Origin of the sequence: Kitasatospora sp. NA04385 (genome assembly GCF_013364235.1) — a bacterium.
Lineage (GTDB): Bacteria > Actinomycetota > Actinomycetes > Streptomycetales > Streptomycetaceae > Kitasatospora.
In genome coordinates this window covers 4,667,486-4,682,712 of record NZ_CP054919.1, presented here as the reverse complement: position 1 = coordinate 4,682,712, position 15,227 = coordinate 4,667,486, and the positions used below count along the sequence as shown (strand labels likewise).

The 15,227-nt window shown below is 74.3% G+C and carries 9 protein-coding genes and 1 pseudogene; 2 read left to right on the top strand and 8 right to left on the bottom strand.

Features of this window, described 5'->3' with window-relative positions:
* The first annotated feature begins 61 nt into the window (after nucleotides 1–61).
* Nucleotides 62–961, top strand: coding sequence for a LysR family transcriptional regulator (locus HUT16_RS21000; RefSeq protein WP_176189658.1), 900 nt, complete (start codon nucleotides 62–64; stop codon nucleotides 959–961).
* A gap of 82 nt (nucleotides 962–1,043) precedes the next feature.
* On the opposite strand, the gene HUT16_RS20995 is transcribed toward HUT16_RS21000, so the two are convergent.
* From HUT16_RS20995 to HUT16_RS39840, 7 genes and pseudogenes are all read right to left on the bottom strand, one after another.
* The gene (locus HUT16_RS20995; RefSeq protein WP_176189657.1) at nucleotides 1,044–1,655 is read right to left on the bottom strand and encodes an ABATE domain-containing protein; all 612 of its coding nucleotides are present in this window, start codon (nucleotides 1,653–1,655) and stop codon (nucleotides 1,044–1,046) included.
* 179 nt (nucleotides 1,656–1,834) lie between these two features.
* Nucleotides 1,835–3,142 (bottom strand): MFS transporter, encoded by a 1,308-nt coding sequence (locus HUT16_RS20990; RefSeq protein ID WP_176189656.1) that lies wholly within the window; start codon nucleotides 3,140–3,142, stop codon nucleotides 1,835–1,837.
* A 33-nt stretch (nucleotides 3,143–3,175) separates the two neighbouring features.
* Entirely contained in the window at nucleotides 3,176–3,631 is a 456-nt protein-coding gene (locus HUT16_RS20985) for a cupin domain-containing protein (RefSeq protein WP_176189655.1), read from the bottom strand.
* Between the two features lie 179 nt (nucleotides 3,632–3,810).
* Nucleotides 3,811–5,448, bottom strand: a complete 1,638-nt coding sequence (locus HUT16_RS20980; protein ID WP_176192781.1) for an AMP-binding protein — start codon at nucleotides 5,446–5,448, stop codon at nucleotides 3,811–3,813.
* A complete protein-coding gene (locus HUT16_RS20975; protein ID WP_254897913.1) occupies nucleotides 5,448–6,965 on the bottom strand; it encodes an FAD/NAD(P)-binding protein in 1,518 nt (505 codons plus the stop codon). Before HUT16_RS20975 ends, HUT16_RS20980 begins: the two co-directional genes overlap by 1 nt.
* 112 nt (nucleotides 6,966–7,077) lie before the next feature.
* Nucleotides 7,078–8,571, bottom strand: a pseudogene (locus HUT16_RS20970) (FAD/NAD(P)-binding protein); the annotation flags it as partial.
* 98 nt (nucleotides 8,572–8,669) lie between these two features.
* Complete coding sequence (locus tag HUT16_RS39840) at nucleotides 8,670–9,266, bottom strand: cobalamin B12-binding domain-containing protein (protein ID WP_176189654.1); 597 nt, start codon at nucleotides 9,264–9,266, stop codon at nucleotides 8,670–8,672.
* A 291-nt stretch (nucleotides 9,267–9,557) separates the two neighbouring features.
* On the opposite strand from HUT16_RS39840, the gene HUT16_RS20960 reads away from it, so the two are divergent.
* The gene (locus HUT16_RS20960; protein WP_176189653.1) at nucleotides 9,558–10,985 is read left to right on the top strand and encodes an extracellular solute-binding protein; all 1,428 of its coding nucleotides are present in this window, start codon (nucleotides 9,558–9,560) and stop codon (nucleotides 10,983–10,985) included.
* Between the two features lie 106 nt (nucleotides 10,986–11,091).
* Here HUT16_RS20960 and HUT16_RS20955 read toward each other — a convergent pair whose 3' ends face one another.
* Nucleotides 11,092–15,186 (bottom strand): DUF11 domain-containing protein, encoded by a 4,095-nt coding sequence (locus tag HUT16_RS20955; RefSeq protein WP_176189652.1) that lies wholly within the window; start codon nucleotides 15,184–15,186, stop codon nucleotides 11,092–11,094.
* Nucleotides 15,187–15,227 lie beyond the last annotated feature (41 nt).

Genomic DNA, 15,227 nt, shown 5'->3' with positions numbered 1-15,227 from the left:
CCGACAGACGAGCAGGGGAACAGGCGAGCAAGGCAACAGACGAGCAAGGGAGAGGACGGACATGGAAACCCGCTGGCTGCAGACCTTCACGCTGGCCGCCCGCACCGGGAGCAACAGCGCCGCCGCCGAACGACTCGGCGTCGCCCGCTCGACCGTCACCGGACACATCCAGGGCCTGGAACGGGCCCTGGGCGCCCGGCTGTTCGACCGCAACCTGCCGGGGAGCCCGCTCACCCGGTCCGGGGCGGCCCTGCTGGAGCACGCCGAGACGATCCTCGACGACATGGAGCGCGCCCGGCTCGCGGTGGCCCGGGCCGCCGGGAGCGGCGACCCCGCAGCCCTGCACCTGGGAGCGACCCCGTCGGTCTGCGCCTACCAGCTGCCGAGCTTCGTGAAGATGATGAACCGCTTCCTGCCGGAACTGAGCCTGGAGATCGAGACCGCCACCCCCGGACGCCTGCGCGAGCAGGTGCTCTCCGGCGGGACGAGCGTGGTGCTGGTCAACCGGACCAAGGAGCCCTGGCGGGCCGGGAACGACGGCGACGACCCGGTCCACAGCCGGGTGCTGTGGGAGGAGGACGCGCTGCTGGTCGGCACCCGCGACGCCGCGGCCCGGCCCCGCCGCGTGCTGCTGACCGGACGGGACTGCGTCTACCGGGAGTTGACCGAGACCGACGTGCTGGAGCGGCTGCCGGACGCCGAGCCGATGCAGGTGGGCAGCCTGGAGGGCGTGAAGTCGGCGGTGCTGGCCGGTCTCGGCGTCGGGCTGCTGCCGGAGGTCGCGGTGCGGCCCTGGCTGGCCAAGGGCCACCTGGTGGAGATGCCGCTGGAGACCGGGCACGTGGTCGTCACCGAGGTGCTCTGGAACCGCCGCACCTGCCCCGCCGGCGTCTCGGCCCACCTGAGACGACTGCGCCCCGCGCCGTCCCGCCGCGGCACCCCGACCCTCCAGGCCGTCTGAACCACCCCCGGCGTCCTACGCCGCGCACCCCGGAGCCCCGTCCGACGAGAGCGGACGGGGCTCCGGGGTGCGGGGTGCGCGGCTAGGCGGGCTCCCCGGACGGGGACGGGGGGCCCGCCTCCGACCGGCGGGCCCGGTGGGCGGCCACGTAGTGCCGGTTGGCGCAGGCCGAGGCGGAGCACCAGCGGCGGCGTCGGCCGCGCGAGGCGTCCACGTAGACCAGGTCGCAGGTCGGGCCCTCGCACTCGCGCAGCAGCGCGCGGTCCGGCGAGCCGAACAGCCGGACGGCGTCCTGGGCGACCGCGCCGAGCAGGTCGGCGAGGTCGGGCGGGGTGACCGTCCGGCAGTGCAGGCCCGCCCCGGGGGTGCGGTCCAGGCGGAGGGCGAGCGGGCCGGCCGCGGCGGTGCGGTTGAGCGCGGCCAGGTCGTCGTCGGTGGGGCCGGTGCCGTCGAGTTCGGCGTGGACGATCCGGTGGAGGCGGGCGCGCAGGGCCAGGAAGCCGTCCAGCGCTTCCGCGTCCAGGTCGAGCGGTTCGTCGACGGGCACCACGCCCGCGCCGTGCAGCCAGGCGTCCAGGCGGGCGACGCCGTCGAGCCGTTCGACCGGGCTCGACGAGAGGTTGCCGCCGACGGTGGCCAGCAGGTCGAGGCAGATCCGGCCGGTGTCGAAGCGCAGGTCGGTGCTGGCACTCACGGGACGCTCTCCTTCCTGTTCCAGTTCCAGTTGCCGTTCCGGGGCCGGGGCCGAGGCCGGGGCCGGAGCCGGAGCCGGAGCCGAGGCCGAGGCCAGGGCCGGGCGCACCGGCACCACCGGCACCACCGACCCCCACGGGCCGATGGTGCCACGGACGGGGCGCCGGGCGCGGAGCCCGGTCAGGCCCGCGCCGGGAGCTTCGGCTCGCGCGGCATGATGAGCGCCGACAGCACGGCCGGGAGCGCGCCGATCAGCAGCATCACCACCGGCCAGGACGAGGCGGACAGCAGGGCCGGGATCAGCAGCGGGGTGACGAAGGCGCCCGCGAAGACCAGCGTGTTCTCCAACCCCAGTGCGGTGCCCGAGCGTTCGGCCCCCGCCATGGTGGCGATCTCGGCGTAGTGCACGCCGTGCCAGCCGCAGGCGAGGATGCCGGAGACCACCAGCAGGGCGGCGACCAGCCAGGCCGGGCCGGACTCCAGGAGGGCGACGGCGGTGAAGCCCCCGGCGATGATCCAGCTGTAGACGGTGACCATGGTGCGGCGGTGGCGTCCGCCGCGGCGGTCGGTCCAGCGGCCGCCCCAGACCCGGGAGACCGCGCTGAGGACCTGCACGACGACCAGCAGGACGGCGATCGTGCCGAGCGAGACGTGCTTGACGGTGTGCAGGAAGACCGAGCCGAAGGTCAGGACGGTGAACTGCGGCAGGTCGAGCAGGAAGGCGGTGATGGCGATCCGCCAGATGTCCCAGCGCTTGAGCGGGTTGGGCGCCAGCGGGGCGGCGGTGCCGCCCTGGGCCTTGGTCTTGGCCAGCGGGGGCTCGTCCAGCCAGATCACCACGGCGACGGTGGCCAGCAGCGAGAAGGCCGTCAGGAAGGCGAACACCCAGCGGAAGCCGCCGTTCATCGCGAGCGGGGGCAGCACGGCGGCGCCGATCGCCCCGCCGGCCGGGACGGCGGCCACCCGGAGGCTGATGGCGAAGCCGCGCTGGTGGACCGGGAACCAGCCCATCACCGCCCGGCCGGAGGCCCCGTTGACGGAGCCGCCGAGGCAGCCGGCCATGAAGAGGACCACCGCCAGCGCCGTGTAGGAGGGGACGGCGCCGCCGCCGGGGCTGAGGAAGAGGGCGGCGGCGGCGAGCGCGAGGGTGGTGCCGGTCAGGCCGGTGATCAGCACCTTGCGCTCGCCGATCCGGTCCGACATCAGCCCCCAGAACACGTCGGTGACGAACGCGCCGCAGGTGACCGCGGCCAGCACCAGGCCGAGCTGGGAGGGGGTGAGCCGGTAGGCGTCCTGGAGCAGCGAGCCGGAGGTGGGGATGCCCTGGAAGGCGGCGCTGAACGCGGCCTGGGCGGCGATCCCGATGCCGAGGATGCCCCACTTGAAGCGCGGGGTGTGCACCTTGCCGGACTGGCCGACCAGCGGCCCGACGGGCACGGCGTCGACGGGGGCGGGCGGCCGGAGGGGGGAGGCGAGTTGGTCGGTCACGGTGCTCTCCTGGAGGCGTGGTGGAGGGGTCGGTCAGGCGGCGGACCGCGCGCCGTCGAGGGCCAGGCCGGTGTCGGCCTCCTCGCCGGGGTGCAGCGGCAGGGTGCGCTTCTCGCGGACGACCAGGAGCCGGCAGCCCAGCGGGCTGGTGACCCGGTGCACGCTGTCGGGGCGTTCGACGACGAGCGTGCCGCGGCCGTAGCGGTCGCCGTTGTCGTTCACCAGCTCGCCGTCCAGCACCACGATCAGCTCGAAGCCGAGGTGGCGGTGCAGGTCGCCGTGGGCTCCGGGGCGGAACTGGGCGACGTACGCCTCGGCGCCGTCGGGGCCGGTCTCCTCCGAGGTGTAGAGCCAGTGGACGTCGACGGCGTCGCGGCCGGGCTGGACGTACGGGGTCCAGGTGATCCCGGCGCCGTCGAGCCCGTCGTCGAAGATCCCTTCGACGACCTCGATCCGGCGGGGCTGGGGGGTGTGCTGGGGCGTGGACACGGTGCTCTCCTCCGATGAGGTCGAGTAAGGGTTCAAAACCCTTACTCCCTAGAGTGGCGGTCTTCCGGCGCCGGCGCAACCGCGCCGGCCCGGAGGACCGGAGTGTTCGGGAATCGTGAACCGGCTTGCGGGACCGCCGGGTTCACCGCTACGACGGCCGACCGAAACGACCGGTCGGCTCAGCGGGCCAGCGCCGCCCGGCGGACCTTGCCGGAGACGGTGCGCGGCAGGCGGTCGGTGAACTCCACGCTGTGGACCCGCACCGCCGCGCCCACCCGGGCGTCCACGTGCGCCAGCAGTTCCTCGGCCGTCACCGCCGGACGGCCCGGCTCCGGCTCGACCACCGCGTGCGCGGCCCGGCCCAGCCCGGCGTGCGGCACCGGGACGACCGCGGCGTCCCGGACCGCCGGGTGGGTGCGCAGCACCGCCTCCAGCTCGTACGGCGAGACGCGGTGGCCGCCGGACTTGAACACGTCGTCGTCCCGGCCGAGGACCCGCAGCAGCCCGTCCGGGCCCGCCTCGGCCACGTCGCCGGTGCGGTAGCGGTCGCCGCCGAGCACCCGGCGGGTGTGCTCGGGGTCGTCGTAGCCGGCCATCATCCCGACCGGGGCGCCGGTCAGGTCCACGCACAGGTGGCCCTCGTCCAGGACGAGGTCCCAGCCGGGCAGCGGCCGGCCCAGCCAGCCGGGGGTGCGGGGCGTGCCGGGGGTGGTGCCGATCAGCGCGGTCGTCTCGGTCTGGCCGTAGCCGTCGCGCACCGTCACGCCCCAGGCCGCCGCGACCGCGTCGGCCACCGGATCGGGCAGCGGCTCCCCCGCGCTGGTGGCCTCCCGCAGCCGCGGGACGGCCGTGCCCAGGTGCGGCACCACCGCCGCCCAGTACGAGGGCGGCGCGCAGACGCTGGTGACCTCCCGCTCCGCCAGCAGCCCCGGCAGCCCCTCCGGGCCGAGGCCCTCGTCGGCCGCGACGACCAGCGTGGCCTGCGCCGTGAACGGGACGAAGAAGCTCGACCAGGAGTGCTTGGCCCAGCCCGGTGCCGAGACGTTCAGGTGCCGGTCGCCCGGCAGCAGCCCGTGGAAGTACAGCGAGGAGAGGTGCCCGACCGGGTACGAGGCGTGGGTGTGCAGGACCAGCTTCGGGGCGGAGGTCGTCCCCGAGGTGAAGTAGCCGAAGGCCACGTCCCCGGCCGGGGTGGCGGCGTCCGGGGTGAACGCGCCGGGCGTGCGGCGGGCGTCCGCGTGGTCGTGCCAGCCCGGCACCGGCCCGCCGACCGCGACCCGGACGGCCGCGTCGACCGCCGCGAACCGGTCCACGTCCCGGCTGCGGACCACCAGGTGGCGCACCCCGCCGCGCTCGAAGCGGTCCCGCGCCTCGGCCTCGGTGAGCGAGGTGTAGGTCGGGATGACCACCGCCCCGAGCTTGAGGCAGGCCAGCAGCGTCTCCCACAGCTCGACCTGCTGGCCGAGCACCACCATCACCCGCTCGCCGCGCCGCACGCCCAGGCCGCGCAGCCAGGTGGCCAGCCGGTCCGAGCGGGCGGACAGCTCGCGGTAGGAGACCGACTCCACCCGGCCGCCCGGGTGCACCAGCTCCAGCGCCGGGCGCGGCTCCTCGGCGGCCACCACGTCGAACCACTCCAGCGCCCAGTTGAAGTGCGTCGGCCGGGGCCAGGCGAACTCCCGCCGGGCCGCGTCCGGTCGGGTGCGCAGGCGCTGCAGCAGGTCCCGTGCCGAGCGGAAGGCCGCGTGGGCCGGGCTGCGGCGGGGCTGCGGCCGGAGGTCCGGGAGCGGCTGCGCGCGGAGGCGGGTCGCGGACATCAGGACCCCCCGCCGGTCAGCGCGGGCCCGCCGGTCAGCGCGGGCAGGACCGCGATCCGCGGCAGCCCGGCCAGCGCGTCGGCGGCGACGGCGTCCGCGTCCGCGGTGAACTGCGTCCACGGGCCGGGCCGGGTGGAGCCGACCTGCATGAACCAGCGCTGCCCCTCGGTCGGGATGCCCAGCACGTACAGGCCCTCCACCGGCTCCCCGATCACGTCCAGCGGCCGGTAGGGCGCGGCGGTCACCGCGACCCCGCCGGTGTCGAAGGACTCGCCGCCCGCCTCGTTCGCCCAGGAGGTCCACAGCCCAGCGGCCACCAGCTGCCGGGTCAGCGGCGCCGGGTCGAGGTCCAGGTCCGCCCCCGGGATGCGGGCGTCGATCAGCGTGGCGCAGCTGCGCGCGCTGCCCGCGACCTGCGCCGACTCCACCCGGAACGCCCCGGTGGCCTCGTCGGCGGTGAAGCGGGCCGCGGGGCCGACCACCTCCAGCAGCCCGGACTCCAGCAGCGCCAGCGTCTCGCGCAGCCGGGACAGCGGCGGGCCCGCGGCGAGGAAGCCGCTGAGCGGGGCGAACCAGCCGAGGAAGTCCTCGCGGTGCGAACGGGCGGTCAGGCCGCCGTCGTCCACCGCGGTCCGGACGGTGCCGCGCACGTCGCGGATCACGTCCAGGGCCGCCTTCAGCGGGCCGTCGTGGTTGCCCAGCCGGGCCGCGGCCAGGTCCGCCGCCAGCAGGTCGGCCAGCGCGGCGGCGAACTGCGCGGGCCCCGGGTAGCTGCGCCCGGCGAACGGGCGGGCCAGCCGCCGGACGTCCAGCGGCTCCAGCTCCTGGACGCCGAAGCGCTCGGCCGTCGCGCGGGCGATCCGCTCGGCGGCCTCCGGGCCCTCGGCCAGGACGTCCTCGACGCAGCTGTCCAGGTAGCACTGCTCGACCTCGGCCCCGTAGCGGGCCCGGACCGCGGTGCCGTGGTAGACCAGCTGCATCTCGGCGTCCAGCCACGGCCAGACATCGGCCAGGAAGTCGAGCGGGCCGTCGGCGCGCAGCGCGCCGATCCGCTCCGGGGTGAACAGCCGGGCGGTGTAGCGCCAGTCGGGGGCCTTCTGGTTGAGCCCGCGGGCCGGCATCGGCACGCCGGAGCGCGACCCCGCGACGATCAGCGGCTCCCGCCCCGAGGGCAGGTAGCGCAGGCCGCCGCGCCCGTCCTCCGCGAAGCGGCCGCCGCGTCCGGTGGTCAGGGCGGCCACCACGTCGTAGAACGACAGCCCCATGCCGAGGACGGCGACCCGGGAGCCCGCGGCGATGCCGGACAGCGGCATGTCGGCGGCGCTGTCCCCACGGACGTAGGTCGCGCCGGGGCGCGCGGCGGCGAAGGCGGCGAGTTCGGCCTGCTCGCCCGTCAGCCCGGTGACGGGGTGCCCGGTGGCCAGCACCACCCGGTCCGCGGGCAGCTCCCGCCCGTCCGCCAGGCGCAGCCGCCACCCGGCGGCGTCCCGCTCCAGCGCGACCGCCTCGCCGGGCACCCGGTGCAGGGCCGCGGTGGGGGGGCAGCGAGGCCTCCACGACGTCGAGGTGGTGGCGCAGGTAGCTCCCGTACAGGGCGCGCGGGGCGTAGGCGTTCGGCCCCGGGAACGCGGGGTCGGCGGCCGCCCACCACTGCCCCAGCGACGGGCCGGCGCCCGCGCGGACCGGGCCGCCGTCCGGCGGGCCGGAGAACATGGTGACCTCGCCGCAGGCCGTGTTCATCAGGAACGACTCGTCCTGGTCGGTGCGCCAGACCCGGCCCGCCCCGACCTGGTCCTTGTCGACGAGGCTGATCTCGACCCGCTGCGCGGGCCGTTCCGCGGCCAGCCGGGCGGCCAGCCGCTCGGCCACCGCGAGCCCGCGCGGGCCCGAGCCGACGATCGCGATCCGGTAGGCGTTGCTGCCGTCGGTGAGCGCCGCCGTCCGGTCGTGCGAGTCGGCGGTGTGGCGGAGCATGCCGAGCAGCCCGGCCGAGGTGACGGCGGTGCCGGAGGAGCGGGCGGTCGCGGGCAGCGGCATCGCGCCGGTCCGGGCCCAGACCAGCCGGCCGTCGTCGCCGATGCCGCCCTGGGCGACCCCGGCGTTGTCCCGGTGCAGGCAGAACGGCACGTCCAGCACCCCGTCGCGGAAGGCGGTGCGCAGCGCGGTGCCGACGTCCTCGGAGCGCGAGAGCACCGCCTCGACCAGGGCCGACGCCTCCCGGTACACGTCCTCGTAGTCGACCTGGTGGGCCCACGGCAGCGGGCACTGCCCGGTGCGGGCGAACTCGTCGACGGCGGCGGCCCGTTCCAGCGCGGCGACGTTCTCCGCGACGGTGGGGATGCGGTGCGCCTCGGCCGCGGTCTTCACGATCAGCCGGGCGGCGCCGCCGCGCACCGCGATCTGCACGGAGCCGTCCAGCAGCAGCCGGGCCCCGGACTCGGTGTGCGGGTAGACCCCCATGTAGGTGTAGAGCACCACGTGCCGGGCCACGTCCGCGGGCAAGTGCTCGTCGGCGAGGCGGCGCAGCGCCGCGAGCGCCTCGACGTCCTGCACGGCGTTGGTCTGCTGGGCGTAGGACAGCGACACCGAGCGCAGGCCGCACCGGGCGAAGAACACCGCCTCCAGGACGCTGATCGCCACCAGCAGCGAGGGCGGGCACATCTGGCCCAGCATGCAGCCGCCGAAGGTCTCCAGGTGGGCCCGCATCCCGCGGGCCGCGGCGGACTCGGCGAACGCCCGCGAGGCGTCCGCCCAGGCCGGGACGGACTCCGCCAGCGGCAGCCGCGAGTAGGGCAGGCAGTAGGAGACCGGCCCGCCCTCGGAGGCCGCCAGGCCCGCCCCGACCATCGCCTCGAAGACGTGCCCGGGCCGGGCGGAGCCGTGCCGCACCTGCACCGGGATCCGGTGGCCGGTGGCCGCGACCACCCGCGCCGTGACGCGGGGGCCGTGGTTGGCGATCGGGAAGCCGTTCAGCGGCTTGCCCGCGGCGAGCGCGGCCGCGGCCCCGGCCAGGTCCTCGACCCGGGTGTACGAGTCGATGGTGAGGGTGCCCGCGGTCCGGGCCCTGGCGGCCGCGACGGCGGCCAGCCCGGCCGCCATCGCCTCCGGGTCGGACATCCCCATCCGCGGCTGCACCACCAGCCGGCCGGCGGCGGCGGCCCGCTCCACGTGGTCCTGGAAGTCGAGCGCGATCCGCACGGGGTCCTGCGCCGGTATGCCGGTCATGCCGCGACCTCCTCGGCCGTGAACGGGTCGGCGGGGGCGGTGCGGGTGGCCGCGGTGCGGGCGGAGGCGGAGGCGGTGCGGGCGGTCGCGCTGCGGGCGGTCGCGGGGGCGGTGCGGGCGGAAGCGGTGCGGGCGGCGGCGGGGGCAGCCGGGCCCAGGGCTCCGGCCGGGGTGAAGCGGGCCAGCGTGCGCCCGAGCTCGCCCGGGTCCGCGCCCTCGCTGAACACCGCGTCGAACCCGGCGGCGACCAGCTCCCCGGCGAGGTCCGCGTCGTCCGCGCCCCTGATCCCGAGCTTCCCGCCGATCATCACCGGCACCCCGGCCACCCGCGGGTCCGCGTCGGCGCGCAGCGCCGCGATCAGGCGGGCCCCGTCGATGTGCCCGTGGCCGTTCACGGAGGAGATCACCACCGAGTCGGGCCGGTGCAGTCGGACGGCCTCGATGAGGACCCCGTCCGGCACGCAGGCCCCGAGGTTGACCACCTCGTACCCCTGTTCCTCCAGCAGGAGCTGGAGGAAGACCAAGTTCCAGGTGTGCGAATCCGAAGAGACGGTGGAGAGGACGACACGCTGCTTCTGAAGCGTCCCGGACATAGGTTCCCTGTTCTGTTCGTGCCACGTCGAGCCTGGACGGCACTCAGAATCACCCGGTGCGGACGCAGCACCAAGGGCGCTTCGGGAAACGCGAACACGGGTTCGAGGAAGCCGAATGCCACGGCTCCGGCGGGCGGGGAGACCCGGGCGGCCCGATGCGAAGTCGCAACTTTCCTGAATCTAGTCAAAGTCTTGCATTAAATATGCGCAGATCCTACGTTCCTTGAGCATCCGCTTCCCCCCGCACTCCCCTCCCGCCGCACCCGGAGCCCACCCATCCACGAGGCACGCATGAACCCGAACAGACCGCGCAGGGCGGCCGCCCTCGCCCTCACCGCGAGCCTGCTGCTGACCGCCGCCGCCTGCACCAGCAGTGCCCCCGCCCGCCCCGACCCCGCCGTCGGCGTCGCCGACGGCAAGCCGCTCGACCCGCACGCGACCGTCACCGTCACCATCGACTGCGCCCCGGGCTCGGACCAGCCCGCCGCCCAGGCCAAGTACGCCGACGACCTCAAGCTGTTCAAGTCCATGTACCCGAACGTCACCATCGACGCGCGCCCGTACGTCGGCCAGTGCGAGACGCCGGAGCAGCAGGCCGCGCACTACAAGGCGCACGACGAGACCGGCGCGTTCCACGCCTACTTCACCGACCGCGAGGCCACCCTCGCCTCCGGCGACGCGCAGGACCTCACCGCGTACGTCAACGACGAGACGCTGCCCGGCTTCTCCGCGATGCTGCCGTCCGTCAAGGACAACATGACGGTCGACGGCAAGGTCTACGCGCTGCCGATCAACTACTACACCACCGGCCTGGTCTACAACCGCGACCTGTTCAAGCAGGCCGGCCTCGACCCCGACAAGCCGCCGACCACCTGGGACGAGGTGCAGGCCGCGGCCAAGAGGATCTCCGCCCTGGGCGGCGGCGTCACCGGCTACCAGGACTACTCGGGCGGCAACACCGGCGGCTGGCACTTCACCGCCGAGCTCTACAGCCTCGGCGGCAAGGTCGTCTCGGACGACGGCAAGAAGGCCGCCTTCGACTCCCCCGAGGGCCGGCAGGTCCTCAAGCGCCTGCACGACATGCGCTTCACCGACCGCAGCATCTCCGCCACCCCCGTCACCCAGTGGGCCGACGCCTTCCCGCCGCTCGCCGCCGGCAAGGTCGGCATGTTCCTGGGCGCCCCCGACGTGGTCAAACACCTGATCGAGGTCCTCGGCGCCGACCCGAAGGCGTACGGCCTCGGCCCGATGCCCGGCGCCACCGGCCCCGGGCCCAGCCTCGGCGGCGGCGACCTGTACTACGTCAAGAAGGGCCAGACCCCGAACCAGATCAAGGCCCTGATCGCCTGGATCAACTTCCAGTACCAGACGCCCGACGTCGGCCAGTTCAACTTCGCCCGGGCCCGGACCATGGCCGCGGGCAGCAAGGACCCGGTCGCGATCTCCGTGCCGCAGCCGTACTTCTGGGCCGCCGACTCCGGCCAGATGTACGACATCACCACCTCCCTGAAGGCCAACGGCAACCTCCCCCCGGCCAACTACGACCCGTACGTCAAGCACCCCGCCACGTCCCTGAACGAGCCCCCCGCCGCCCAGCAGCTCTACAAGGTCCTCGACGCCGCGATGTCCGCCGCCCTCACCGAGCCCGGCGCCGACCTCGACAAGGCCCTGACCAGCGCCGCCGCCCAGGCCGACCGCATCCTGGCCGCCGCCCGCTGAGCCGCCCCGGGCCGTCCACAGGCTGTGGACAACCCGCAGCGGCGACGGAACGGGGGCAGCCCCCGCGCCGGGGGGCGCGAGGGCTGCCGGGGACGGGGCGGCCGGGTCAGTGGCGGCCCCGGCGGGTGCGGGCGGTGGTGAGGATCGTGCCGGCCGCGATGGCCAGCGCGGCGGCCATGCCCGCGTACCAGACCAGGGCGCTGCTGCCGGTGTCGGGCAGCGGGGCCGGGCCCGGGGTCGGGCTGGGGCTGGGGGCCGGGTTGGGGACGGTCCTGTCGTGGGTGGAGCAGGCCGGGTCGGTGGAGCCGGAGGCGCAGTTGGATCCCTCGGGGCCGGTGACGGTGTTGGCGAGCTCCCGGTCACCGGTGTCGGGGTCGTCGACGGTCACCGAGTAGGTGATCGTCACGCGCTGCCCGGCCGGGACGGTGCCGCTCCAGGCGAGGTTCGGCGCCGCGTACGAGACCGTGCCCGCGTCGGCCTTCGCGTCGCCGTCGTACGTCGCGTCGTCGAGGTCACCGGTCAGGTCGTCGCTGATCGCGGCGGCGGGGTAGTCGGCCTTGCCGGTGTTGGCGACGGTGATCGTGTAGCCGACCTTGTCGCCGTCCTTTACCGGGTCCTTCGCGTCCGAGGTCTTGGTGACCTCCAGCTCGGCGACGCCGTTGTCGGTGCCGCACTCGGGGGCGCTGCGCAGCGGCGGGCAGGTGGAGTTGGGCGGTCCGACGACGGTGTTGGCCAACTCGTGGTCGCCGGTGTCGGGCCGGTCGACGGTCACCGAGTAGGTGATGGTCACCGAACCGCCCGCCGGGACACTGCCCGCCCAAGCCAGTTCGGGCTGCTGGTAGGTGACCGTCCCGGAGGTGGCCTTGGCGTCGCCGTTGTAGGCGGCGTCGTCCAGAATGCCGCTCAGGTTGTCGGTGGCGAAGGCGGCCGGGTAGTCGGCGGTGCCGTCGTTGGTGACCTCCACCGTGTAGGTGACGGTGTCACCCGGCTTGACCGGGGTCTTCGCGTCGGAGCTCTTGATGATGGCCAGGTCGGCGATGTCGTCGCTGGTGGAGCAGGCCGGATCGGTGGAGACGGCCCGGCAGTTGGAGCCGTCGGGGGCGACGACGGTGTTGGCGAGCTCCTTGTCGCCGGTGTCGGGCTTGTTGACCCGCACCGAGTAGGTGATGGTCACGCTCTGGCCCGGTGCCACGTCGCCGTTCCAGCTCAGCACGGGGGCCGCGTAGCCGACGGTGCCGGAGGTCGCGGTGGCGTCGCCGTCATACGTGGCGTCGTCCAGGTCGCCGCTCAGGTCGTCGGTCAGCTGCGCGCCCGGGTAGACGGCCTTGCCGGGGTTGGTGACCGTGACGGTGTAGGTGACCTTGGCGCCGGGCCGGACGGGGGCGCGGCGGCTGTCGGAGTCCTTGGTGACCTGGAGCGCGGCGATCCGGTCGCGGGTGGAGCAGCGCGGGTCCTTCGTGCCTTGCGGGCAGTTGGAGTCGGCCGGGCCGGTGACGGTGTTGGCCAGCTCGTAGTCGCCGGTGTCGGGGTTGCCGACGGTCACCGAGTAGGTGACGGTTACGCTCTGGCCGGGGGCGACGTCGCCGTTCCAGCTCAGCGCGGGGGCCGCGTAGGAGACGGTGCCGGAGCTGGCCTTCGCGTCGCCGTCGTACGTCGCGTCGTCCAGGTCCTTGGACAGGTCGTCGCTGAACGCGGCGGCCGGGTAGGCGGCGGTGCCGGTGTTGGTGACGGTCACGGTGTAGGTGACCTTGTCGCCCGCCTTGACCGGGTTCTTCGCGTCGGAGGTCTTGGCGATCGTCAGCTGGGCGATGCCCCCGGCGGTGGAGCAGACCGGATCGGTCGACCCGGGCGGGCAGTTGGAGTCGGGCGGGCCGACCACCGCGTTGGTGACCTGCTTGTCGCCCTCGGCGGGCTTGTTCACGGTGACCGAGTAGGTGATGGTCACCGAGCCGCCCGCGGGCACCACGCCGTTCCAGGACAGCACGGGGGCGGCGTAGGAGACGGTGCCGGAGTCGGCCTTCGCGTCGTTGTCGTACGTCGCGTCGTCCAGGTCCTTGGACAGGTCGTCGGTGATCGCGGCGCCGGTGTACGGGGCGGTGCCGGGGTTGGTCAGGACGACGGTGTAGGTGATCTTGTCGCCGGGCTTGACCGGGCTCTTGGCGTCCGAGGACTTGGCGATCTTCAGCTCGGCGATCGGGACGGTGCTGGAGCAGGCCGGGTCGGTGGAGCCGCTCGCGCAGTTGGAGTCAGCCGGGCCGACGACCGCGTTGGCGAGCTGGTGGTCACCGGTGTCGGGCTGCTTGACGGTCACCGAGTAGGTGATGGTCACGCTCTGGCTCGCCGCCAGGTCGCCGCTCCAGGTGAGGATCGGCGCCGCGTAGGCGACGGTGCCCGCGCTCGCGGTGGCGTCGTTGTCGTACGCCGCGTCGTCCAGCACCTTGGTCAGGTCGTCGCTGACGCTCACCCCGGTGCGGGGCGCGCCGACCAGGTTGGTGACGGTCACGGTGTAGGTGACCTTCTGGCCGGGCTTGGCCGTGACCGCGTCGGCGGTCTTGGTGACCTTCAGGCCGGTCACGTCCTCGTGGGTGGTGCAGCCGGCCTCGGTGCCGGTGGTGCAGTTCGAGTAGCCGTTGCCGGTGACGCTGTTGTCGAGCTTGCCGTCGCCGGCGTCGGGGTCGTTGACGGTCACCGAGTAGGTGATGGTGGCGCTCTGCCCGGCCGCGAGCGTCCCCGACCAGTTCAGCTTCGGCGCCGCGTAGGAGACGGTGCCCGCGTCGGCCTTGGCATCGCCGTCGTACGTCGCGTCGTCGACGACCTTGGTCAGGTCGTCGACGGCGGTGGCGTCCACCGGGACGCGGCCGGTGTTGTCGACCGTGACCGTGTAGGTGACCTTGTCGCCGGGGTGGACGGTGCTGCCGGACGCCGGGTTCGCCGTCTTGGTGATCGTGTACTGCGGGACGGCGAACTCCACGGTCGCACACTCGGGCGCCAGCAGGCCGACGAGGTCGGCGGTGTTGGCCGCGCAGTTCTGGTAGCTGCCGGCGGTGGCGGAGGTGACGTCCACGCTCAGCGTGCAGGACGCCTGCCCGGCCGTCAGGTCACCGGCGAGCTTCACCGAGGTGCCCCCGGCGTCGGCGGTGACCGTGCCGTTGGTGCAGGTGGTGGCGGTGTTCGGGGCACCGGCCACGGTCAGGCCGGCGGGGAGGTTGTCGGTGAACGACCAGCCGTCCTTCTCCAGCAGGTCCGAGGTGTTGGTGATGGTGAACGTCAGCGTGGACGTCCCGCCGACCGGGGCGGGCGAGGGGCTGAAGGACTTGTCGATCTGCGGGGTCACGTCCAGGATCCGCATGTTGTCGAACGCCGCGTCGTTGCCCTGGCCGGTGTTGGCGCTGTTGCGCAGGACGATCCCGAACTCGCTGCCGGTGAACAGGTGCGGCTTGTCCGCCGTCGCCTGCACCGCCTTGATCGGCGCCTTCGCGTCCGGGTAGGTGTACTCCTTGGCGTTCGGGTCCGTGCACGGGTTGAGCGGCACGGTGTTCAGCGGGATCTCGGTGCCGCCGGTGGTGAGGAAGAAGTTCTGCTGCGGGTCGGCGTACTCGCCGTTGTAGCAGACCGCGCCGGAGGCCACCGACGCCGTCAGGTAGTGGTTGGCCCCCGCGACCGGGATGGTGCCGTTGGTCTGCAACTGGATGTCGGTGGGCGTGTAACTGCCGCCCTCGGTCCACGCCGCCACGCTGTGGTTCTTCGTCGGCGCCGCGTCCCCGTCGTACTCGCCGATCGCGACGGCGACGTCCGCCAGGGTGTCCCAGAACAGGTCGGTGCTGCACTCCGGCGGCGTCGGGCCCCGGTCGTCGTAGTTCATGACCCAGCCGTTGCAGAACGCCAGCCAGGACGGCGAGGCGGTGTACGTCATGCCGGTCGCACCGGTGTAGGCGGGCAGCCGGATCGGCGCCAGGCCCGCCATGCCGTTCTCGAAGTCCTCGTCGTAGATCACCACCGGATCGGCCGGCACCCCCGCCACCCGGTGCGCCCCGGGCCCGGCCGCCACGGCCTTCGCCGCCCGGCCGCCATGGCCCGTCCGTTCCACCGCGGCCACCGTGGGGGCGGTTCCCAGCGCGCTCAGCGCGAGGCCGAGCGTCAACGCCAGCGCGGACTCCCACCGCGTCCGCCCGCGACCACCTGCCGGTTTCGACCGAAGCATCCGGTGCCTCTCCCTCGTGACTGACAAACCGTCACAAGGGA